This window comes from Streptomyces sp. NRRL S-350 (assembly GCF_000719705.1).
Lineage (GTDB): Bacteria > Actinomycetota > Actinomycetes > Streptomycetales > Streptomycetaceae > Kitasatospora.
The window spans coordinates 75,394-96,710 of record NZ_JOHO01000018.1 but is presented as its reverse complement, the minus strand read 5'-3'; the positions used below and the strand labels follow the sequence as shown (position 1 = coordinate 96,710).

The following is a 21,317-nucleotide window of genomic DNA, read 5'->3' as shown; positions in this document are numbered from 1 at the left end:
TACCAGCAGCCAAAGGACAGAATGACCTCCACGTTCGACACCCGCGACCAGACCGACGCTCCGCGCCGCATCGACGGTCTGCGGGCGGAAGCCCTCATGGACGAGGACCTCGCGGCCATCGACGAGGACCGCGGCCACCACTACGACGGCGACCAGTACGACCGCAGCGAGCGAGCCGCCCTGCGCCGGGTCGCCGGCCTCTCCACCGAACTCGAAGACGTCACCGAGGTCGAGTACCGCCAGCTCCGCCTGGAGCGCGTGGTGCTCGTCGGCGTCTGGACGGACGGCACGCTGGAGGAGGCGGAGAACTCGATGGCGGAGCTCGCCGCGCTCGCCGAGACGGCCGGCTCCGAGGTGCTGGAAGGCGTCATCCAGCGCCGCGACAAGCCCGACGCGGCCACCTACATCGGCTCCGGCAAGGCGAAGGAGCTGCGCGACATCGTCGCCTCCACGGGCGCCGACACCGTGGTCTGCGACGGTGAGCTCACCCCCGGCCAGCTGATCCACCTGGAGGACGTGGTCAAGGTCAAGGTCGTCGACCGGACGGCCCTGATCCTGGACATCTTCGCCCAGCACGCCAAGTCCCGGGAGGGCAAGGCGCAGGTCTCGCTCGCGCAGATGCAGTACATGTTGCCGCGGCTGCGCGGCTGGGGTCAGTCGCTGTCCCGGCAGATGGGCGGTGGCGGCTCCGGCTCGTCCGGCGGCGGCATGGCCACCCGCGGTCCCGGTGAGACCAAGATCGAGACCGACCGGCGTCGGATCCGCGAGAAGATGGCGAAGCTCCGCAGGGAGATCGCCGACATGAAGAAGGGCCGCGACACCAAGCGCCAGGAGCGCAAGCGCCACCAGGTGCCGTCGGTCGCCATCGCCGGGTACACCAACGCCGGCAAGTCCTCCCTGCTCAACCGGCTCACCGGCGCCGGCGTGCTGGTGGAGAACGCGCTGTTCGCCACCCTGGACCCGACCGTGCGCCGGGCCCAGACGCCGAGCGGGCGGGTCTACACCCTGGCCGACACGGTCGGCTTCGTCCGGCACCTGCCGCACCACCTGGTCGAGGCCTTCCGCTCGACCATGGAGGAGGTCGCCGACGCGGACCTCATCCTGCACGTGGTCGACGGCTCGCACCCCGAGCCGGAGACGCAGCTGGCCGCCGTCCGCGAGGTCATCGTCTCGGTCGACGCGCAGAACGTGCCGGAGATCGTGGTGATCAACAAGGCGGACGCCGCCGAGCCGCACGTGCTGCAGCGCCTGCTGCGCCGCGAGCCGCACGCCATCGTGGTGTCGGCCCGCACCGGCGCGGGCATGGACGAGCTGCTGCAGCTCATCGACGACGAGCTGCCGCGCCCGGCCGTCGAGGTGCGGGCGCTGGTGCCCTACACCCAGGGCGCGCTGGTCTCCCGGGTGCACGCCGAGGGCGAACTGCTCTCCGCCGAGCACAACGGCGAGGGCACCCTGCTGCACGCCAAGGTGCCGGCCGAGCTGGCCGCCGAGCTGGAGTACTTCGCGGTGGCCCTGCAGGGCTGACGCGGGCGCACGCAGGCCCCCGGGACGGTACCCACCGCCCCGGGGGCCTTTCGCCTGCTCCGGAACCCCCGCCGGTGCGGTCCGCCGGCTACCGGACGTTCTTCACGAAGTAGTCGAAGGCCTGCTTCGCCTGGTCCTGCAGCGAGGGTCCGGCCTGGTAGCCGGCCGGGTTGCGGTTGCCGAGCGCACCGACGCTGACCAGGTTCGGCTTGCCGTCCTTGGTGATGAACCAGCCGCCCCCGCCTGAGCCGGCGGTCATGGTGCAGCCGATCACGTACATCGCCGGGCGGGACCGGTCGAAGGAGAGCCGGCCGGGGGCGACCGGCGAGTCGCAGTGGGTGAGCTGCGTGCCGTCGAACGGCCGCTCGGCCGGGTAGCCGTAGGCGGCGGCCGAGGTGATCTGCTCGCGCGGGGCGTTGAACCAGACCGGGACGGAGCCGCCGACCGCCTCCTCCAACGACGGGCCGGAGCCGCCCTCGCCGCGCACCCGGACGATCCCGTAGTCGAACTGGTTGTGGGCGCCGACGCCGCTCTCCTGCAGCCAGGTCGGCGACACCAGCGCCCGCACCGCCGTCCACCGGCCGTACGGGGCGGCCTGCCGGTCGGCGTACGGCTTGCCGTGGGCGGCCTGGCCGTCCCGGTTGTAGCCGGGCACGAAGACCAGGTCCTTCAGCCAGCCGCCGCCCCTGCCGTCGTGCAGGCAGTGCGCGGCGGTGTAGACGAGGTTGCTGCGGCCGGGGTTGACCGGGTCGGAGACCACGGTGGCGGAGCAGGCCGCGTCGCCCTGCGGCGTGGTCATGAAGAGCCGGCCCACCAGGGCGGCGGCCGGGCCGTACGGGTGCGGCTGCGGCACGGCCGGGACGGCGGCGGGCGCGGCGCCCCGCTCGACGCCGGGGGCGGCGGGGGAGGCGAGGGAGTACTCCGGGGTCGGCCGGGGCCTGGCGGCGTCCATCCGGGCGGCCGTCCAGGCGCCGGGCGCCGCGTCGTTGGCGAACCCGCTGTCGGCGACGTACTTCGCCCAGTCCTCCAGCTTCCAGCCCGTCAGGTCGCCCAGGCTGGTGGGCGCGGACCTGGGCAGGGCCGGGGGCGGGGCGGCGGGCCGGGCGGGGCCGTCCGGGCCGCAGGCGGCCGCGGCGAGGGTGAGGACGGCGAGCAGCGCGGCGACGGCCGTCGCCGCCCGGTGCCCCCGGCTGGTGGTTCTCGGCATGCTGCATCGTCCCCCGTGCTGTGCCCGTCTTCCCGTACCGCGTGCGCCCCGTGCCGGTCGTGCCGGTGCGCGTGTGGCCCGTGCCCGGCCCGCTCCCCGCGGCGGCTACGGCTTCCTGGAGATCCAGTCCAGGGCCTGCCTGGCGACCGTCTCCAGGTACGGGCCGCTCAGCGAGGTGTGCTCCTGGGTGCCGATCGAGGTGTTGCTGACCAGGGCGGTCCTCCCGTCCGGCATGGTGGCGAACCAGCCGCCGCCGCTGGAGCCCTGGGTCATGGTGCAGCCGATGGTGAGCATCGAGGGGCGCTTGGCGTCGAACGAGAGCCGGGCCGGTTTGCCGCCGTCGCACTTGTACAGCTCCTGGCCGTCGAACGGCTTGAGGAGCGGGTAGCCGACGGCCGACACGGCGAGCTTGTCGCGCGGGGCGTCGAACCACACCGGGACGGCCGAACCGACCGTCTCCTCCAGGGACTTGCCGGTGTCGTTCTGGTTGCGCACGCGCATGACGGCGAAGTCGTACTGGTTGGCGGCGCCGCCGGTGCCGCCGCCCTCGACCATCCACTGCGGCGAGGTGGTGACCTGGTCGGCCCACCAGGTGCCGAGCGGGGCCAGCTCGGAGAGCGGGGCCTTCCGGCCGCCGCTGGAGGCGCCCGAGTTGTTGTAGGCGGGCACGAAGACCAGGTCCTTGTAGAAGCTGCCGCCCTTGCCCTCGTGCACGCAGTGGCCGGCCGTCCAGACCAGGTTGCTCCGGCCCGGGTGCTGCGGGTCGGTGATCACCGTCGCCGAACAGTTGCCGCGGCCGCCCTGGGCGGAGAAGAACACCTTGCCGGAGGGCTGGCCCGTGTACGGGCGGGGCACCGCCACGGCCTTGACCGCCGGCGGGTCAGGATCCGTCACGCCGTCGTCGGAGGCGGGACCGGAGGCGGCGGGGGAGGGCCTGGCCGCGGTCGGGGAGGGCTTGGCGGCGGGCGGCGCCGGTTCGGCGGGCTTGGAGTCGCCCATCTTGTCCGGATCCCAGAAGTCCTTCACCACCGGGTTGTTGAAGACGTGCTTGGACGCCCACGTGTCCCAGTCCTCGAACTTCCACTTCTTCAGGTCGTCCCAGCTCCTCGGCAGGCCCTCCAGCAGGCTGGTCGGCAGGCCCGACGGCAGGGTGATGCCGCCGATCGGCCCGCCGCCGGCCGCCGCGGCCGAGGAGGGCGGCGGCGCGGCGGCGCCTCCCCCGTCGCCCGCCGGGCCGTCGGGCCCGCAGGCGCTCACGGCGACCAGGGTTCCGGCGACCACGGCGGCGGCCAGGGCTGACCGGTGGATCGTTGGCATCTGTGCGCTTCCCCCTGTGCTCGGGCGGTCTGTGCTCGGGCGGTCTGTGGTTCGGGCGGTCCGTGTCCGCCCGGTCGGTGCTTCGACCGGTGCTCGGGCGGTGCGCGGCACGGCCGCTCGCCGCCCCGGAGTCTCCCATCGCCGACGAGGACGGCCGTGCCCGCCCCCCGGGTTCCGCAGCCGGCCGGAGGTCACCGATCCGTGACGCGGACGCGTTCGGCTCGTTGGCACAGCAGGGCCTCCCGCGGTGGCGGTGGACAATCACCGATCTTCACCCGGACGAGTGAGCCGTCCTTGTGATCACCCGTCAGGGATAGGTAACCCTTACCTGACGCGACGGCACGAGCGCCCGCCGGTTCCCCCCTCCGACCCGTGCGCGTCGGCACCCCCACGCGTCCCAAGGAGCAGCCTTGAGCACCGCCCTCACCGGAGCCCCGCCCGCGCCGCCGCTGTCCGTGCCGCGGACCGCCGCCGAGCCCGACCCGCTGCTGCACCCCGACCCGGCCATCGCCGCCGAACAGGCCGCGCTGGAAGCCCTGTTGCGCTGCTGGACCCGGGAGACCGGCGCCCGCCCCGGCCCGGACGGGCGGCTGCGGATCGCCGTCCTCGGCGGCGCCGCCCGGCTCACCGCCCCCGTCCGCTACTGGTCGCCCGGCGGCTGGCACCGCTTCGGCCCCGCCACCCTCGCGGCCGGCGGAACCGCCGCGGACGAGGGCTGCGCCGCCCCCGTGGACGCCGTCACCGCCGCCGCGCTGCTCGCCGCCGCGGCCGCCGACCGGCCCGACCCCGGACAGGTCGCCGACCTCGCCGCCCGGGTCGCCGACTCGGTCGTCCGCACCGCCGAGATCCTCGCGCACCGCCGCACCGCCCCCGAGCCCGGCGGGCCGGAGCGCTCCCGGTTCCTCGCCGCCGAGCAGTCCCTGCTGCTCGGCCACCCGCTGCACCCCACCCCGAAGAGCCGCGACGGCCTCGGGCCGGCCCAGAGCGCCGCCTACTCGCCCGAACTGCACGGCTCCTTCCAGCTCCACTGGTACGCCGTGGACCGCGCACTGCTCGCCGCGGGCTCCGCCGCCGCCCGGGGCGCCGAGCAGCTCACCGCCGGACTGCTCGGCGGCGACCTCGCGCTGCCCCCCGGCACCGCCGCCCTGCCGCTGCACCCCTGGCAGGCCCGCGAACTCGCCCACCGCCCGGCCGTCGCCTCCCTGCTCGCCGACGGACTGCTGCACGACCTCGGCCCGGCCGGCGAACCCTGGCACCCCACCTCCTCGGTGCGCACCGTCTACCGGCCCGGCACCCCGTGGATGCTCAAGCTCTCGCTCGGCCTGCGGATCACCAACTCCCGCCGGGAGAACCTCCGCAAGGAACTGCACCGAGGCCTGGAGATGCACCGGCTGCTGGAGGGCGGACTGGCCGCCGAGTGGCGGGCCGCCCACCCGGGCTTCGACATCGTCCGCGACCCGGCCTGGATCGGCGTCGACCACCCCGCGCTCGGCGACCCGGGCGGATTCGACACCGTGCTGCGCGCACAGCCCTTCGCCCCCGCCGAGCGCGTGCTGTGCGTCGCCGGGCTGGTCGCCGAACAGCCCCTCGGCACCGGCGACACCGTGCCCTCCCGGCTCGGCGACCTCCTGCGGGCGCTCGCCGCGCGCTGCGGCCGCCCGCTGTCGACCGTGGCCGCCGAATGGTTCCTGCGCTACCTCGACGCGGTCGTGCTGCCCATCCTCTGGCTGGACGGCCGGGCCGGCATCGCACTGGAGGCGCACCAGCAGAACAGCCTGGTCCTGCTGGACGCCGAAGGCTGGCCCAACGGCGGCCGCTACCGCGACAACCAGGGCTACTACTACCGGGAGAGCGCCGCCGGCCGGCTCACCGCCCGGCTGCCCGGGCTCGGCGCCGACAGCGACACCTTCCTGCCCGACCCGGTGATCGACCACCACTTCGCCTACTACCTCGGCATCAACCACGTCCTCGGCCTGATCGGCGCCCTCGGCTCGCAGCAACTTGCCGACGAGACCGTGCTGTTGGCCGCGCTGCGGCGGTTCCTGGCCGGACCGGCCGCCGCCGCCACCGGCTCGGCGCTGCCCGCGCTGCTGCTGGACGCGCCCACCCTGCCCTGCAAGGCCAACCTGCTCACCCGGATCAACGGCCTGGACGAGCTGGTCGGCCCGGTCGCCACCCAGTCCGTGTACGTGGACATCCCCAACCCGGTGGCGGGTGCCTGATGCAGGACGACGTGCCCGGGTGGGGCGCGATCCCCACCCCGGCCGGCGAGTTCGAGCTCAGCCCGGTCCGGCTGCCCGCCGACCTGGGCCTGCTCGCCCGGTGGATGAACGACCCCGAGGTCGCCGCCTTCTGGGAGCTCGCCGGCCCGCCGGAGCGCACCGAGGGGCACCTGCGGGCCCAACTGGACGGCGACGGCCGCAGCGTCCCGTGCCTCGGCCTGCTCGACGGCGAGCCGATGAGCTACTGGGAGGTGTACCGCGCCGACCTCGACCCGCTGGCCGCCCACTACCCCGCCCGCCCGCACGACACCGGCGTCCACCTGCTGCTCGGCCCCGCCGCCAGCCGGGGCCGGGGACTGGGCGCCGTCCTGCTGGCCGCCCTCGCGGAGCGGATCCTGCGCCGCCGCCCGCACTGCGAACGGGTGGTGGCCGAACCGGACGTCCGCAACCGCCGCTCGGTCCGGGCCTTCGAACGGGCCGGGTTCCGGACGGCCGGCGAACTCGACCTGCCCGGCAAGCGCGCCGCCCTGATGGTGCGCACCCGGGCCCGGCCGCCGGCCTCGTCCCCGCTGCCGGCCCGCTCCCGACCCCGGCCGGTCCCGACACCGCCAGGCCCAGCCCAGCACCGGCGCTGCCCAGCCCCGGCTCCGCCCGACTCCGGCCCCGCTGCCCGGCCCCGCCCGGCTCCGGCCCCGCCTGGCCCCGACCCCGCCTAGGACACCCGTGGATACCCCAGCCTCCCCGCCGCCGTACGACCTGCTCGGCGTCGGCATCGGCCCGTTCAACCTCTCGCTCGCCGCGCTCGCCGAACCCGTCCCCGGCCTGCGCACCCTCTTCTGCGACCAGCGCCCGGAGTTCCGCTGGCACCACGGGATGCTGGTGGACGGGGCCCGGATGCAGGTGCCGTTCCTCGCCGACCTGGTCTCCCTGGTGGACCCGACCAACCCGTGGTCCTTCCTCAACTACCTGCGCGACCAGGAGCGGCTGTTCCCGTTCTACTTCGCCGAGCGCTTCCAACTGCCGCGCCGCGAGTACGACCACTACTGCCGCTGGGCCGCCGAGCGGCTGGCCAACTGCCGCTTCGGCACCGAGGTCACCGCCCTGCACTGGGCGCCGACAGCGGAGGACGGCCCGTGCTACCGCGCCGAGCTGACCGACACCGCGACCGGGCGCCGCTCCTTCGTACGGGCCCGCAACCTCGCCCTCGGCGTCGGCACCCGGCCCGTGCTGCCCGAGGCCTTCGCCCCCCTCGCGGGCCACCCGCGCGCCTTCCACTCCGCCGACTACCTCGACCGCCGCGCCGACCTGACCGGCGCCCGGGACGTCACCGTCGTCGGCAGCGGGCAGTCCGGCGCCGAGGTCTTCCTCGACCTGCTCCGGCGGCACGGTGACGACGGCGTCCGGCTGCGCTGGCTCACCCGCAGCCGCGCCCTCGCACCCATGGAGTACTCCAAGCTCGGCCTGGAGCACTTCACCCCCGACTACACCCGCTACTTCCACAGCCTGCCCGGGCCCGTCCGGGACACCCTGGTCGACGCCCAGTGGCAACTGCACAAGGCCGCCAGCGCCGAGACCCTCGCCGAGATCCACGACCACCTCTACGAGCGCACCATCGGCCGCCCGATCGACACCGCCCCGGTCGAGATCACCCCCGGCACCGCCGTCACCGACGCCCGGCCCGGACCGTGCGGCGGCCTCGAACTGCGCTGCCGGCACACCGACTCCGGTGCCGAGCACGTGCTGCGGACCGAGGCCGTGGTGCTCGCCACCGGCTACCGGGCCGCCCGCCCGGCCGCGCTGGAGCCCCTCGCCCCCCTGATCGACTGGGACGAGGCCGGGCGCTACCGCGTCGACCTCGACCACCGGGTCGCCACCCGGCCGGGCCTCGCCGGCGGCCTCTACGTCCAGAACGCCGAACTGCACACCCACGGCGTCGGCACGCCCGACCTCGGGCTCGGCGCCCACCGGGCCGCCGTGATCCTCAATGCCGTCACCGGCCGGACCGTCCACCGGCTGCCCGGCCGCACCGCCTGGACCGGCTTCGCACCGCCACCCGCCCCCGCCTCCACCCCCTTCGAGCAGACCCCCGTCCTCCCCCGCCCCCAGGAGCTGACCCGTGCCGCAACAGTCGGCCGCTGAACCGCCCCTCCACCTGCCCCCGCACCTCACCGCCGGGCACTGGCAGCGGGCCGGCCGCGCCCTGCTGGCCAAGATGCTCGGCGAGTTCGCCTACGAGGAGCTGCTCAAACCACTCCCCGGAGCCGTGCCCGGCGAGTACCTGCTCCCGCTGCCCGGCCTCGACTACCGCTTCACCGCCCGGCGCGGCGCCTACGACGGCTGGCAGGTCGACCCGGAGTCCATCCGCTGCTCCGAACCGGACGGCCTGGACCCGCTGCGCTTCCTCCCGTACGCCCGGCAGACCCTCGGGATGCGCGGCGAGACCACCGCCCACCTGATCCGCGAGCTCTCCGCCACCCTGACCGCCGACGCCCGCCAGCTCGCCACCGCGCTCACCGCCGCCGAACTCGCCGACCTCGACCACGCCGCACTGGAGGGCCGGCAGGGCGGCCACCCCTGGATCGTCCCCAACAAGGGCCGGATCGGCTTCTCCGCCGGTGACGCCGCCCGCTGGGCCCCGGAGGCCCGCAGCCCCCGCCCGCTGCCCTGGATCGCCGTCCACCGCCGGCTCGCCGAGTACCGCGGCGTGCCAGGCCTGGAACGGCCCGAGCAGCTGTACGCCCGCGAGCTGGACGACGTGGACGCGCTGCGCGCCGCGCTCGGCCCGGACGCCGACGACTACCTGCTGCTGCCCGTCCACCCCTGGCAGTGGGACGAGACGATCCTGCCGCTGTTCGCGCCCTGGATCGCCTCCGGAGAGATCGTCCCGCTGCCCTCGGACGGCGACCCACGGCTGCCCCAGCAGTCCATCCGCACCTTCTTCAACACCGCCCACCCCGAACGCTGCACCGTCAAACTGCCGCTGTCGATCCTCAACACCCTGGTCTGGCGCGGCCTGCCCACCGAACGCACCCTCGCCGCCCCCGCCGTCACCGCCTGGCTGCACGGGATCCGTGACGCCGACCCGTTCCTGCGCGACGAGTGCCGGGTGATCCTGCTCGGCGAGATCGCCTCCGTCACCGTCGACCACCCCCTGTACGGGGAGATGCCCGAGGCGCCGTACCAGTACAAGGAACTGCTGGGCGCGATCTGGCGGGAACCGCTCGGCCCCGCCCTCGACTCCGGGGAACGCGCCCGCACCCTCGCCGCCCTGCTGCAGACCGGCTCCGACGGGCGGGCGCTCGCCGCCGAACTGATCGCCCGCTCCGGCCTCACCCCGGCCGAGTGGACCGGCCGGCTGTTCGCCGCGATGCTGCCGCCGCTGCTGCACTTCCTCTACCGGTACGGGCTGGTCTTCTCCCCGCACGGCGAGAACGCCATCGTCGTCTTCGACGAGCGGGACGCCCCGGCCCGGCTCGCGGTCAAGGACTTCGTCGACGACGTCAATCTCAGCGCGCAGGACCTCCCCGAGCTGAGCGACCTGCCGGGCGAGGTGGCCGACGTGCTGCTGCGGGAACCGCCGCAGGGGCTCTGCCAGTTCATCCACTCCGGGCTGTTCATCGGCGTCTTCCGCTACCTCGCGCCGCTGCTGGAGGCGCAGACCGGACTGCCGGAGGCCCGGTTCTGGGCGCTGCTCCGCGCCGAGATCCTCCGCCACCAGGCCCGCTTCCCCGAGCTGCAGGAACGCTTCGAGCTGTTCGACCTGTTCCGGCCCCGGATCGACCGGCTCTGCCTCAACCGCAACCGGCTGCTCCTCGACGGCTACCAGGACCGCCCGCACCGCCCGCACGCCGCCCGGTTCGGGACCGTCCCGAACGCGCTGGTGGCCGTGGACGTGCGGCTGCCCGCGCAACGGGACCGGATTGTCACCCCCGCCCCGTAGGCTGGGAGGGTCATGACGAACGACTCCGAACCCCACGACTCCGAATCCCAGCGGGCGGCGGACCTCGGCGACGAGGCCGACGAAACCGTCGCCGTTCCGCGCTCACGGATCCCCGAGCTGCTGCACGCCGCGGTGACGGCCGTCGGCGGCGTCGAACGCCCCGGCCAGGCCCGGATGGCCGAAGCCGTCGCCGACGCCGTCGACAACGGCGAGCACCTGCTCGTCCAGGCCGGCACCGGCACCGGGAAGTCCCTGGCCTACCTGGTGCCCGCGCTCGCCCACGGGGACCGCGTGGTGGTCGCCACCGCCACCCTGGCGCTGCAACGCCAGCTGGTGGAGCGTGACTTGCCGCGCACCGTCGAGGCGCTGCACCCGGTGCTGCGCCGCCGCCCGCTGTTCGCGATGCTCAAGGGCCGCTCCAACTACCTGTGCCTGCACCGGGCCAACGAGGGCACCCCGAGCGACGAGGGCGAGGGCCTGTTCGACCCGGTGGACGCGCTCGGCGGGCCCACTGGCAAGCTCGGGCAGGACGTGCTGCGGCTGCGCGACTGGGCCGACGAGACCGACACCGGCGACCGCGACGACCTGAGCCCCGGCGTCTCCGACAAGGCCTGGGCCCAGCTCGCGGTCACCTCCAAGGAATGCCTCGGCGCCAGCCGCTGCGCGTACGGGCAGGAGTGCTTCGCCGAGAAGGCGCGCGAGCGGGCCAAACTGGCCGACGTCGTGGTCACCAACCACGCGATGCTCGCCATCGACGCGATCGACGGCGCGCCGGTGCTGCCCGAGCACGGGCTGCTGATCGTGGACGAGGCGCACGAACTGGTCAACCGGGTCACCGGCGCGGCCACCGCCGAGCTGACCGTCGGCGCGGTCAACCGGGCGGTGAAGCGGGCCGCCCGGCTCGCCAACGAGAAGGCCGTCGACGCCCTGCAGGCCGCCGCCGAGAACTTCCACGGGCTGATGGAGACCGCCCAGCCCGGCCGGGTCGAGGAGCTGCCGGAGTACCTGGCGTACGCCGTCACCGCGATCCGGGACGCGGCCCGCCAGGTGATCACCTCGCTGGGCGAGACCAGGGACAAGGCGCTCAGCGACGAGGACGCCGTCCGCAAGCAGGCGATGGCCTCGGCGGAGACGCTGCACGAGACCGCCGACCGGCTGCTGGAGGACTCCGAGTACGACGTCGTCTGGATCGAGCGCAGCGACCGCTTCGGGCTGGGCACCGCCTCGCTGCGGGTCGCCCCGTTGAGCGTGTCCGGGCTGCTGCGCGAAGGGCTGTACAAGGAGCGCTCGGTCGTCCTCACCTCGGCCACCCTCAAGCTCGGCGGGGACTTCAACGGCGTCGCCGCCTCCGTCGGCCTGCCCTCCGAGACGCGCCTGCCGGACGTCCGCACGCCGGGGGACAACCCGGGGGCCGGCTTCGGCGAGGACGCCGTGCCGCACTGGCGCGGGATCGACGTCGGCTCGCCGTTCAAGTACCCCAAGCAGGGCATCCTGTACGTCGCCAAGCACCTGGCCGACCCCGGGCGCGATCCCGAACGGCCGGACATGCTGGACGAGTTGGCCGAGCTCATCGGCGCGGCCGGCGGGCGGACGCTGGGCCTGTTCTCCTCGATGCGCGGCGCCCAGACGGCCGCCGAGGCCATGCGCGGGCGGCTCGACCACCGGATCCTGCTCCAGGGCGAGGACACCCTGGGCGAGTTGATCCGCGAGTTCGCCTCGGACGCGACCACCTGCCTGTTCGGCACGCTCTCGCTCTGGCAGGGCGTGGATGTGCCCGGTTCGGCCTGCCAGCTGGTCGTCATGGACCGGATCCCCTTCCCGCGGCCGGACGACCCGCTGATGAGCGCCCGCCAGAAGGACGTCGAGCAGCGCGGCGGCAACGGCTTCATGGCCGTCGCGGCGACGCACGCGGCGCTGCTGATGGCGCAGGGCGCGGGCCGGCTGGTGCGCGCGGCGGACGACCGGGGCGTGGTGGCGGTGCTGGACCCGCGGGTGGCGACCAAGCGGTACGGAAGCTTCTTCCGCTCGTCGATGCCCGAGTTCTGGTACACCACGGACCGCAACCAGGTGCGGCGCTCGCTGGCGGCGATCGACGCCTCGGCGGCGCCGGTGCGGCCGGTGGTGAAGCGGGGCTGAGACGCGACCGCGCGGGGCGGGGGCGGGGCCGCTGGGCTGGGCTGACGGGTGCTGTTGAAGCCGCCCGGGCCCCCGGCCTCCGCCCGGCCGGGAGGACGCCGGAGGGGCTCCCCGCGTGCGCGGTGGAGCCCCTTCCCGGTGTCGTGGGCCCGCCCCGGGTGTGCTCCGGGCCCCGGAGGCTCAGAGGCGGCGCAGGACCGCGACCACCTTGCCCAGGATGGTCGCGTTGTCGCCGTTGATCGGCTCGTACGCCGGGTTGTGCGGCATCAGCCAGATCCGGCCGTCCTCGCGCTTGAGGCGCTTGACGGTGGCCTCGCCGTCGATCATCGCGGCCACGATGTCGCCGTTCTCGGCGACCGGCTGGCGGCGCACGGTGACCCAGTCGCCGTCGCAGATGGCCGCCTCGATCATCGAGTCGCCGCGCACGGTGAGCGCGAACAGCTCGCCCTCACCGACCAGTTGGCGGGGCAGCGGGAAGACGTCCTCGACCGTCTGCTCGGCCAGGATCGGCCCGCCGGCGGCGATCCGGCCCACCAGCGGGACGTAGGAGGTGGACGGGCGGCCGGCCGTCTCGGCGGTGTTGGGGCGGGCCACCTCGACGCCGCGGACCTCGTAGGCGCGCGGGCGGTGCGGATCCCGGCGCAGGAAGCCCTTGCGCTCCAGGGCCATCAGCTGGTGGGCGACGGAGGAGGTGCTGGAGAGGCCGACGGCCTGGCCGATCTCCCGCATGGACGGCGGGTAGCCCCGGCGCTGGACGGAATCCCGGATGACCTCGATCACCCGGCGCTGGCGCTCGGTGAGGCCGGCCTCGTCGGTGCGGATGCCGGGGGGGCGGCCGGGCATCGCACGGGCGGGTGAGGCGTGGGCGTCGTCCAGGGCGGGGGGGTGTTCGACCGGCTGGTCGGGCACGCGGTTCGAGCCGGAAAGGGCCGTGCCGGCGAGCCGGTGGTCTTCGCTGCGGTCCATGCTGATGTCCACACCCTGCTGATTGTTGGTGCGCTGCCCCACCTTGAACTGGGAGTGCTCCTGCACCGGGATGGTGTTGCTTTCGATCGTGTTCACGGCGGCCCCTCTCGACGGCTGTCCTCTCCCCTTTTCCAGCCCAACGCCCCTCCTATCGAAAGGTTGCGCCAAACACACGTTCGAGTGAATTATTCGGGAGTTGGCTGACTCGATCAAGGCTTTGTTGTACATCGATTAAACGTTCGATTCGAACTTGCCTCCGGCAGTCTAATCGGCGCCGACACGCCAGGGGTGTCACTTCCCCCCGAGGCCTACATGTAGTGGCTACAGTCCTCTGCGTGCCCAGTACTAGTGGTCGCGCCACATGATCAGCTTGCCGAGGCCGGGGGCGCATCGCATAGACTCAGTGGGTCCGCACGTTCTGCCAGGGAGGGATCCCCGAGGTGCACTGCCCCTTCTGCCGGCACTCCGACAGCCGCGTTGTCGACAGCCGGACCACCGAGGACGGCAGCTGCATCCGCCGTCGTCGGCAGTGCCCGGACTGCGGCCGCCGCTTCACCACGGTGGAGACGGCGGCGCTGATGGTCGTCAAGCGCAGCGGCGTCACCGAGCCGTTCTCCCGGCAGAAGGTCATCACCGGCGTCCGCAAGGCCTGCCAGGGCCGCCCGGTCACCGAGGACGCGCTGGCCCAGCTCGGCCAGCGGGTCGAGGAGTGCGTGCGCGCCAGCGGTAACGCCGAGCTGACCACCCACGACGTCGGGCTGGCCATACTCGGCCCGCTCAAGGAACTCGACGTGGTCGCCTACCTGCGGTTCGCCAGCGTGTACCAGGCGTACGACGGACTGGAAGACTTCGAGGCCGCCATCGCGGAACTCCGCGCGGAACGGCCCCGCACCCCGGAGACGGACGACGCCTGCGTGTCCGTCTCCGCCGCCGCGCCCTAGGAGGCGTCGGCACACCGGCCCCCGAGCGGGCCCAGCCGCACCACATCGGCCCTGCGGGGCCCCGGCGTGCCCGGAAACGGGGCGCAGAACACTACAAACCGTGCGCAAGCAGGCAGCGTGCCCGCCTGCCCGCACACCGGAAGAACGAACCAGCGGTGCCCGGACTTTTCGGGGCACTTCGGGCGTTTGCCCAGGAGGAGGAGCGAGAAGTGACAGACACCACGAGCGGTTCCGCACGCGGGTCGAAGTCCGACAAGGCCGCGGCCAAGGGCGCCAAGGCCCCGAAGGGCGGCCTCCGGATGGAGCGCATCCACACCACTCCTGGCGTGCACCCGTACGACGAGGTCCGCTGGGAACGCCGTGACGTCGTCATGACCAACTGGCGTGACGGGTCGGTCAACTTCGAGCAGCGCGGCGTCGAGTTCCCCGACTTCTGGTCGGTCAACGCCGTCAACATCGTCACGTCCAAGTACTTCCGCGGCGCCGTCGGCACCCCGCAGCGCGAGTGGAGCCTCAAGCAGATCATCGACCGCGTGGTCCTCACCTACCGCGCCGCCGGTGAGAAGCACGGCTACTTCGCGACCACCGACGACGCCGACGTCTTCGAGCACGAGCTGACCTACGCCCTCCTCCACCAGGTGTTCAGCTTCAACTCGCCGGTCTGGTTCAACGTCGGCACCAAGCAGCCCCAGCAGGTCAGCGCCTGCTTCATCCTGTCCGTCGACGACTCCATGGAGTCGATCCTCGACTGGTACAAGGAAGAGGGCATGATCTTCAAGGGCGGCTCCGGCGCCGGCCTCAACCTCTCCCGGATCCGCTCCTCCAAGGAACTGCTCTCCTCCGGCGGCAACGCCTCCGGCCCGGTCTCCTTCATGCGCGGCGCCGACGCCTCGGCCGGCACCATCAAGTCCGGCGGCGCCACGCGCCGCGCGGCGAAGATGGTCGTCCTCGACGTCGACCACCCCGACGTCGAGGCCTTCATCGAGACCAAGGTGAAGGAGGAGGAGAAGATCCGCGCCCTGCGCGACGCGGGCTTCGACATGGACCTCGGCGGCGACGACATCGCCTCCGTCCAGTACCAGAACGCCAACAACTCCGTCCGCGTCAACGACGAATTCATGACCGCCGTCGAGAACGGCACCGAATTCGGCCTGCACGCCCGGATGACCGGCGAGGTCATCGAGACCGTCGACGCCAAGAAGCTGTTCCGCAAGATGGCCGAGGCCGCCTGGGCCTGCGCCGACCCCGGCATCCAGTACGACTCCACCATCAACCACTGGCACACCTGCCCGGAGTCCGGCCGCATCAACGCGTCCAACCCCTGCTCCGAGTACATGCACCTGGACAACTCCAGCTGCAACCTCGCCTCGCTCAACCTGATGAAGTTCCTGCGCGACGACACCGTCGACGGCAACGACGTGTTCGACGCCGAGCGCTTCGCCAAGGTCGTCGAGCTGGTCATCACCGCGATGGACATCTCCATCTGCTTCGCCGACTTCCCCACCGAGAAGATCGGCGAGACCACCCGCGCCTACCGCCAGCTCGGCATCGGCTACGCCAACCTCGGCGCCCTGCTGATGGCCACCGGCCACGCCTACGACAGCGAGGGCGGCCGCGCCCTGGCCGGCGCCGTCACCTCGCTGATGACCGGCACCGCCTACCGCCGCGGCGCCGAACTCGCCGGCGTCGTCGGCCCGTACGAGGGCTACGCCCGCAACGCGGCCGCCCACCAGCGGGTCATGAAGCAGCACGCGGACGCCTCGCTCGACGCCGTCTCGATGGACGAACTGGACGCCCCGGTCTGGCTGGCGGCCAACAAGACCTGGCAGGACGTCCTGCGGATCGGCGCCCAGAACGGCTTCCGCAACGCCCAGGCCTCGGTCCTCGCCCCGACCGGCACCATCGGCCTGATGATGGACTGCGACACCACCGGCGTCGAGCCCGACCTGGCCCTGGTCAAGTTCAAGAAGCTCGTCGGCGGCGGCTCGATGCAGATCGTCAACGGCACCGTCCCGCGCGCCCTCAAGCGCCTCGGCTACCAGGACGAGCAGATCGAGGCGATCGTCGCCCACATCGCCGAGCACGGCAACGTCGTGGACGCGCCGGGCCTGAAGCCCGAGCACTATGAGGTGTTCGACTGCGCGATGGGCGAGCGCGTCATCTCGGCCATGGGCCACGTGCGGATGATGGCCGCGATCCAGCCGTGGATCTCCGGCGCCATCTCCAAGACCGTGAACATGCCCGAGTCCGCCACCGTCGAGGAGATCGAGGAGATCTACTTCGAGGCGTGGAAGATGGGCGTCAAGGCGCTCGCCATCTACCGCGACAACTGCAAGGTCGGCCAGCCGCTCTCGGCCAAGAAGAAGGACTCCGAGGCCAAGGCCGCGGAGGCGCCGGTCGCCGCGGTCGAGAAGGTCGTCGAGTACCGGCCGGTCCGCAAGCGCCTGCCCAAGGGCCGTCCCGGCATCACCACCTCCTTCACCGTCGGCGGCGCCGAGGGCTACATGACCGCCAACTCCTACCCGGACGACGGCCTCGGCGAGGTCTTCCTGAAGATGTCCAAGCAGGGCTCGACCCTCGCCGGGATGATGGACGCCTTCTCGATCGCCGTCTCCGTCGGCCTGCAGTACGGCGTCCCGCTGGAGACCTACGTCTCCAAGTTCACCAACATGCGCTTCGAGCCGGCCGGCCTGACCGACGACCCGGACGTGCGGATGGCGCAGTCGATCGTCGACTACATCTTCCGCCGCCTGGCGCTGGACTTCCTGCCGTTCGAGACCCGCTCGGCGCTCGGCATCCACTCCGTCGAGGAGCGCCAGCGCCACCTGGAGACCGGCTCGTACGAGCCGCTGGAGGCCGAGGAGGTCGACACCGAGGCCCTCGCCCAGTCGGCCCCGGTGGTCGCCAAGCCCGCCCCGGCGGTCGAGGCGCCCAAGCCGGCCCCGAAGCAGGCCCACAACTCCACGGAGCTGATGGAGATCCAGCTCGGCCTCAACGCCGACGCCCCGCTCTGCTTCTCCTGCGGCACCAAGATGCGCCGCGCCGGCAGCTGCTACCTCTGCGAGGGCTGCGGCTCCACCAGCGGCTGCAGCTGAACCACTCCGGTGTTCGCCTCCTGAGGTGAACCCACGAAGCGGGGCGAGGACCACGGTCCTCGCCCCGCTTTTCGCGTTCTCCGGGAGCCGATGTCACGGATCCGGGCGGTGGCCGGTCCGTAGGGGAAAGGCGACTCGACGGAAGGAACGGCCTGATGAACGGGACGGTGCTGGTGACCGGGGCGACCGGGACGTTGGGGTGGGAGGTGGTGCGGCTGCTGGCGCGAGGCGTGGCGGTGCGGGGATTGAGCCGGCGGGCGCGGGGCGGGGGCGACGGGGTCGAGTGGGTGGTCGGCGACCTGGTGGACGGGGCCGGGATCGCGGCGGCGATGGCCGGGGTCGACGTCGTGGTGGACTGCGCGACCACCCAGAAGAAGGCGGACCTGGCGGCGGTCCGCACGCTGGTGGCGCGGGCGCGCGACGCGGGGGTGCGGCACCTGGTGTACGTGTCGATCGTGGGGATCGACCGGGTGCCGATCGCGTACTACCGGACGAAGCTCGCCTGCGAGCGGGTGGTGCGGGAGTCGGGGCTGGGGTGGACGGTGCTGCGGGCGACGCAGTTCCACGACCTGGTGCTGAAGGTGTTCGACACCTCGGTGAAGCTGCCGGTGTTCCCGGTGGTGAGCGGCGTGCGGTTCCAGCCGGTCGACGTCCGGGAGGTGGCCGCGGCGGTGGTCGGGCTGGTGGGGGAGGAGCCCGTCGGGTTCGCGCCGGAGGTGGGCGGGCCGCAGGTGCGGTCGTACCGGGAGCTGGCCCGGGCGTACCTGGGGGCGGCGGGCAAGCGGCGGGTGCTGCTGCCGTTGTGGATCCCGGGGGCGGTGGGTCGGGGTCTGCGCCGCGGCGGGCAGCTGGCGCCGGAGCGGGCGGTGGGCCGGAGGACCTTCGAGGAGGCGCTGGAGCGGCGGTTCGGCAGCCGCTGAGGGTGGGGCTGGGAGGTGGGCCGGGGGCGGGTGGAACAGCCGGGCTGTGAGGCGGGCCACTCGCTCGTGCGGCGGTTGCGTCGCCAATCGGTGTCTGCGGCGTGAATCAAGGAGATTGGCCGTCAGTTGTCCGCTTGAGGCCAATGTCTGAATCGATATGATCGGCCGAAAGGGTGAACCGATCAGCTGCCCGGAGACGTTCCTGGACGTCGCCGGGCGGTCTCGTATGCGCCCCGACCGGTTGTCGACGGTCCCGACCGTCGCCGAACCGCCGCCGTGCCGCCGCCGCCCGCCGACGTTGCCGAGGACCGCACCGATGAGAGAAGCCACCAGCCCCGACGGGCGGCCACGCCGACGGCCCGCGCCGCGCACCGTCGCCCTGACGGCCGCCGCCGTCCTGCTGGCGCTGGCCGCCGCGCCGGTCGGCGTCACCCGGGCGCTGGACGCGCACCAGCCGCTCACCGCGCTCGCGGTGGCCGCCGTCGCGGTGCTCTGGCTGATCGCCGTCGGCCTCGCGGCGGTCGGCGCCGAGCGCTCCCGCGCCCTGGCCGAGGAACTGGCCTCGCAGCACCGGGAGACCACGACGGCACTGGCCGCCGTCGACTCCGCGCGGCAGGCCGCGAGGGCGGCCGAGGCCCGGGCCGCCGCCGCACTGACCGAGCGGGACACCGCCCGCGAGCAGCAGGCCCGGGCCGAGGCGGACGTCACCGCCGGGCACGCCGAACTGGCCCGGGTGCGGGCCGAACTGGACGCCGAGCGGGCCGGGACGGAGGCGGAACGGGCGCGGGCCGAGGCCGAGCGCGCCGAACTGGACCGGATCGCCGACGGCGTCCTCCCCGAGGTGGTGAAGAAGCTGCGCGCCGGCGCGGCCGTGGACAGCGCGCTGGCCGCACACCGCAAGCACCCCCAGTACGCGCTGCTGCGCGCCGTCGGCGAGGAGATCGGCCGCGGCGAGCGGCTGCGGGCCGCCGCCCTCGCGGTCTGCGCGACCGCCGCCGGGCGCGTGCAGGCACTGGCCACGAGCATGCACGCCGAACTGCGCGAGATGCAGCACCGGCACGACGAGGAGGTCCTCGGCGACCTGCTGCACCTGGACCACTCGACCGCCCAGGCGGGCCGGATGGCCGACAGCATCGCGGTGCTCACCGGCGCCCGCTCGGGCCGCCGCTGGGCCAAGCCGATCGCGGTGGAGTCGGTCCTGCGCGGCGCGCTCGGCCGGATCGGCGCCTACCAGCGGGTGCGGCTGCACAACGCCAGCACCGCCGCCGTCGCCGGGTACGCCGCCGAGGGCGTCATGCACGCGCTGGCCGAACTGCTGGACAACGCCACCAACTTCTCCGCCCCGCCGGCCGAGGTGCACGTCTACGTCGAGGAGGTGTCCGCCGGACTGGCGGTCACCGTCGAGGACAGCGGACTGGGCCTGAGCGACAGCTGGCTGCGCCGTGCCGAACGGGCCGTCTCCGCCGAGCCGCTGGACCTCACCACGCTCTCCGCCGGCACCCGGCTGGGGCTCGCGGTGGTCGGCGCACTGGCGCGCAAGCACGGGCTGCAGATCTCCTTCCGGCCGTCGGCGCGCGGCGGTACGGGGGTGGTGATGCTGATCCCGCAGCAGCTGCTCTCGCACCCGGCTCCGGAGCCCGCACCGGTGCCCGCCCTGACACAGGCGCCGGGCCCGGAGTCCGTACGCCCCGCGCTCACCCCTGCGCGCCCGGCTCCCGCGCGTCCGGCCCCCGCCCGACCCGCGCCCGCCCCCCTGCCGCCGGCGCCTGCCGCCCCCGGCGCGGCCACCGCCTCGGCCGCGGGCCCAACTCCCGCCCAGCTGCCGCCCGCGCCGGCCCGGATGACCGACAGCGGCCTGCCGCAGCGCCGTCGCGGCCAGACCTTGGCCACCACCACCCCGTCGACGGCCCCCGCGGCGAAGCCCGTACGCGCCGACGCGGCGGTAGCGGCCGCCCGGTTCGGCGCGTTCCGCCGGGCCGCCGCCCGCCCCCTGGCGGTCGAGCAGCGCTCCGCCGGGGCGCCGACCGCGGGCACCGGCCCGGGCACGGCCGTAGACCCAGGCACCGGCCCGGACACGGCCACAGGCACCGGCCCAGGCACCGGCCCAGGCACGGCCGTAGACCCAGGCACCGGCACGGCCGTCGGCCCAGGAACGGCCGTAGGCACAGACCCGGACACCACGCCCGACGCTTCCCCCGTCACCGAGAAGGACTCCCGATGAGCAGCGCCACCGACCGTGATCTCGACTGGCTGTTGGAAAACCTGCTGGCGGCCACCCCCGGCTCCCGGCACGCCCTGGTGCTCTCCGCCGACGGCCTCAAGCTCTGCCACACCGCCGGACTGAGCACCGACCAGGCCGACCAGCTGGCGGCGATCGCCTCCGGCCTGCAGAGCCTGGCGCACGGCGCCTCGATCGAGTTCGGCGACGGCAGCGGCGGCGTCCGGCAGTCGATGACCGAGTTCCACGGCGGCATCCTGTGCATCGTGGCGGCCGGCGAGGGGGCGCACCTGGCGGTGGTCACTGACGAGGAGGCGGACGTCGGCGTGGTCGGCCACAACATGCACGGCCTGATCGAGCAGATCGGGATCCACCTCAGCGCGCCGGCCCGCACTGCCGAGGCCGATCCGGACGAGGTGGACCCGGCGCCGCGAGAGGGCGCCCGGGCATGAACGCCGGGCCGGTGCTGCCGGGCCGCGACGACGATCCGGACCGCCTCTACACCATCACCCGGGGCCGTAGCCGCGCCCCGGAGAACGCTTTCGACCTGGTCACCCTGATCGTCGCCGAGCGGCGGCCGACGGCGGGGATGCAGTCGGAGCACGCCCGGATCCTGCGGATGTGCGAGGCCCCGACCGCCGTGGTGGAGGTCGCGGCGGAGCTGGCGCTGCCCGTCTCGGTGGTGAAGATCCTGCTCGGCGACCTGCTGGAGTCCGGGGCGGTCACCGCCCGCCACCCCCGGTTCGCGCCGAACAAGGCCCGGCTGCCCGACCTCGACACGCTGAAGCAGGTGCTGCATGGCCTTCAACGGCTCTGACCCGGCCGCGAGCG

Annotated in this window: 14 protein-coding genes and 1 pseudogene; 12 read left to right on the top strand and 3 right to left on the bottom strand. The window is 73.7% G+C overall.

Features of this window, described 5'->3' with window-relative positions:
* The first annotated feature begins 21 nt into the window (after nucleotides 1-21).
* A complete protein-coding gene (hflX, locus tag IF30_RS0118600) occupies nucleotides 22-1,524 on the top strand; it encodes a GTPase HflX (protein ID WP_030239385.1) in 1,503 nt (500 codons plus the stop codon).
* 88 nt (nucleotides 1,525-1,612) lie between these two features.
* On the opposite strand, the gene IF30_RS0118595 is transcribed toward hflX, so the two are convergent.
* Together IF30_RS0118595 and IF30_RS0118590 are read right to left on the bottom strand one after the other, a co-directional pair.
* Nucleotides 1,613-2,731 (bottom strand): trypsin-like serine peptidase, encoded by a 1,119-nt coding sequence (locus tag IF30_RS0118595; RefSeq protein ID WP_030239382.1) that lies wholly within the window; start codon nucleotides 2,729-2,731, stop codon nucleotides 1,613-1,615.
* Between the two features lie 105 nt (nucleotides 2,732-2,836).
* The gene (locus IF30_RS0118590; protein ID WP_030239379.1) at nucleotides 2,837-4,048 is read right to left on the bottom strand and encodes a trypsin-like serine peptidase; all 1,212 of its coding nucleotides are present in this window, start codon (nucleotides 4,046-4,048) and stop codon (nucleotides 2,837-2,839) included.
* A 410-nt stretch (nucleotides 4,049-4,458) separates the two neighbouring features.
* Here IF30_RS0118590 and IF30_RS49390 point away from each other — a divergent pair, with 410 nt between their 5' ends.
* From IF30_RS49390 to IF30_RS0118565, 5 genes and pseudogenes are all read left to right on the top strand, one after another.
* On the top strand, nucleotides 4,459-6,270 hold the full coding sequence (locus IF30_RS49390; RefSeq protein WP_030239377.1) for an IucA/IucC family protein: 1,812 nt from the start codon (nucleotides 4,459-4,461) through the stop codon (nucleotides 6,268-6,270).
* A pseudogene (locus IF30_RS49385) lies at nucleotides 6,162-6,830 on the top strand (GNAT family N-acetyltransferase); the annotation flags it as partial. The gene IF30_RS49390 and the pseudogene IF30_RS49385, both read left to right, overlap by 109 nt.
* Before the next feature lie 163 nt (nucleotides 6,831-6,993).
* Nucleotides 6,994-8,409, top strand: a complete 1,416-nt coding sequence (locus tag IF30_RS0118575) for a lysine N(6)-hydroxylase/L-ornithine N(5)-oxygenase family protein (protein WP_030239374.1) — start codon at nucleotides 6,994-6,996, stop codon at nucleotides 8,407-8,409.
* Complete coding sequence (locus IF30_RS0118570; RefSeq protein ID WP_030239371.1) at nucleotides 8,387-10,210, top strand: IucA/IucC family protein; 1,824 nt, start codon at nucleotides 8,387-8,389, stop codon at nucleotides 10,208-10,210. Before IF30_RS0118575 ends, IF30_RS0118570 begins: the two co-directional genes overlap by 23 nt.
* 12 nt (nucleotides 10,211-10,222) lie before the next feature.
* Entirely contained in the window at nucleotides 10,223-12,346 is a 2,124-nt protein-coding gene (locus tag IF30_RS0118565) for an ATP-dependent DNA helicase (protein ID WP_078891493.1), read from the top strand.
* A 180-nt stretch (nucleotides 12,347-12,526) separates the two neighbouring features.
* On the opposite strand, the gene lexA is transcribed toward IF30_RS0118565, so the two are convergent.
* Entirely contained in the window at nucleotides 12,527-13,408 is an 882-nt protein-coding gene (gene lexA, locus IF30_RS0118560; protein ID WP_324605640.1) for a transcriptional repressor LexA, read from the bottom strand.
* Nucleotides 13,409-13,752: 344 nt separating this feature from the next.
* On the opposite strand from lexA, the gene nrdR reads away from it, so the two are divergent.
* The 6 genes from nrdR to IF30_RS0118530 all read left to right on the top strand — a co-directional run bounded on the left by nrdR (nucleotide 13,753) and on the right by IF30_RS0118530 (nucleotide 21,303).
* The gene (gene nrdR, locus IF30_RS0118555; RefSeq protein ID WP_030239362.1) at nucleotides 13,753-14,253 is read left to right on the top strand and encodes a transcriptional regulator NrdR; all 501 of its coding nucleotides are present in this window, start codon (nucleotides 13,753-13,755) and stop codon (nucleotides 14,251-14,253) included.
* Between the two features lie 209 nt (nucleotides 14,254-14,462).
* Nucleotides 14,463-17,348: a vitamin B12-dependent ribonucleotide reductase gene (locus tag IF30_RS0118550; protein WP_030239360.1), complete on the top strand. Its 2,886-nt coding sequence runs from the start codon at nucleotides 14,463-14,465 to the stop codon at nucleotides 17,346-17,348.
* A gap of 155 nt (nucleotides 17,349-17,503) precedes the next feature.
* The gene (locus IF30_RS0118545) at nucleotides 17,504-18,268 is read left to right on the top strand and encodes an SDR family oxidoreductase (protein ID WP_030239357.1); all 765 of its coding nucleotides are present in this window, start codon (nucleotides 17,504-17,506) and stop codon (nucleotides 18,266-18,268) included.
* A 316-nt stretch (nucleotides 18,269-18,584) separates the two neighbouring features.
* Nucleotides 18,585-20,489 (top strand): sensor histidine kinase, encoded by a 1,905-nt coding sequence (locus IF30_RS41655; protein ID WP_063752688.1) that lies wholly within the window; start codon nucleotides 18,585-18,587, stop codon nucleotides 20,487-20,489.
* Entirely contained in the window at nucleotides 20,486-20,938 is a 453-nt protein-coding gene (locus IF30_RS0118535) for a roadblock/LC7 domain-containing protein (RefSeq protein WP_051710565.1), read from the top strand. The genes IF30_RS41655 and IF30_RS0118535 overlap by 4 nt, the downstream gene beginning before the upstream one ends.
* The gene (locus IF30_RS0118530; protein ID WP_030239348.1) at nucleotides 20,935-21,303 is read left to right on the top strand and encodes a DUF742 domain-containing protein; all 369 of its coding nucleotides are present in this window, start codon (nucleotides 20,935-20,937) and stop codon (nucleotides 21,301-21,303) included. The genes IF30_RS0118535 and IF30_RS0118530 overlap by 4 nt, the downstream gene beginning before the upstream one ends.
* The last annotated feature ends 14 nt before the right edge of the window (nucleotides 21,304-21,317 follow it).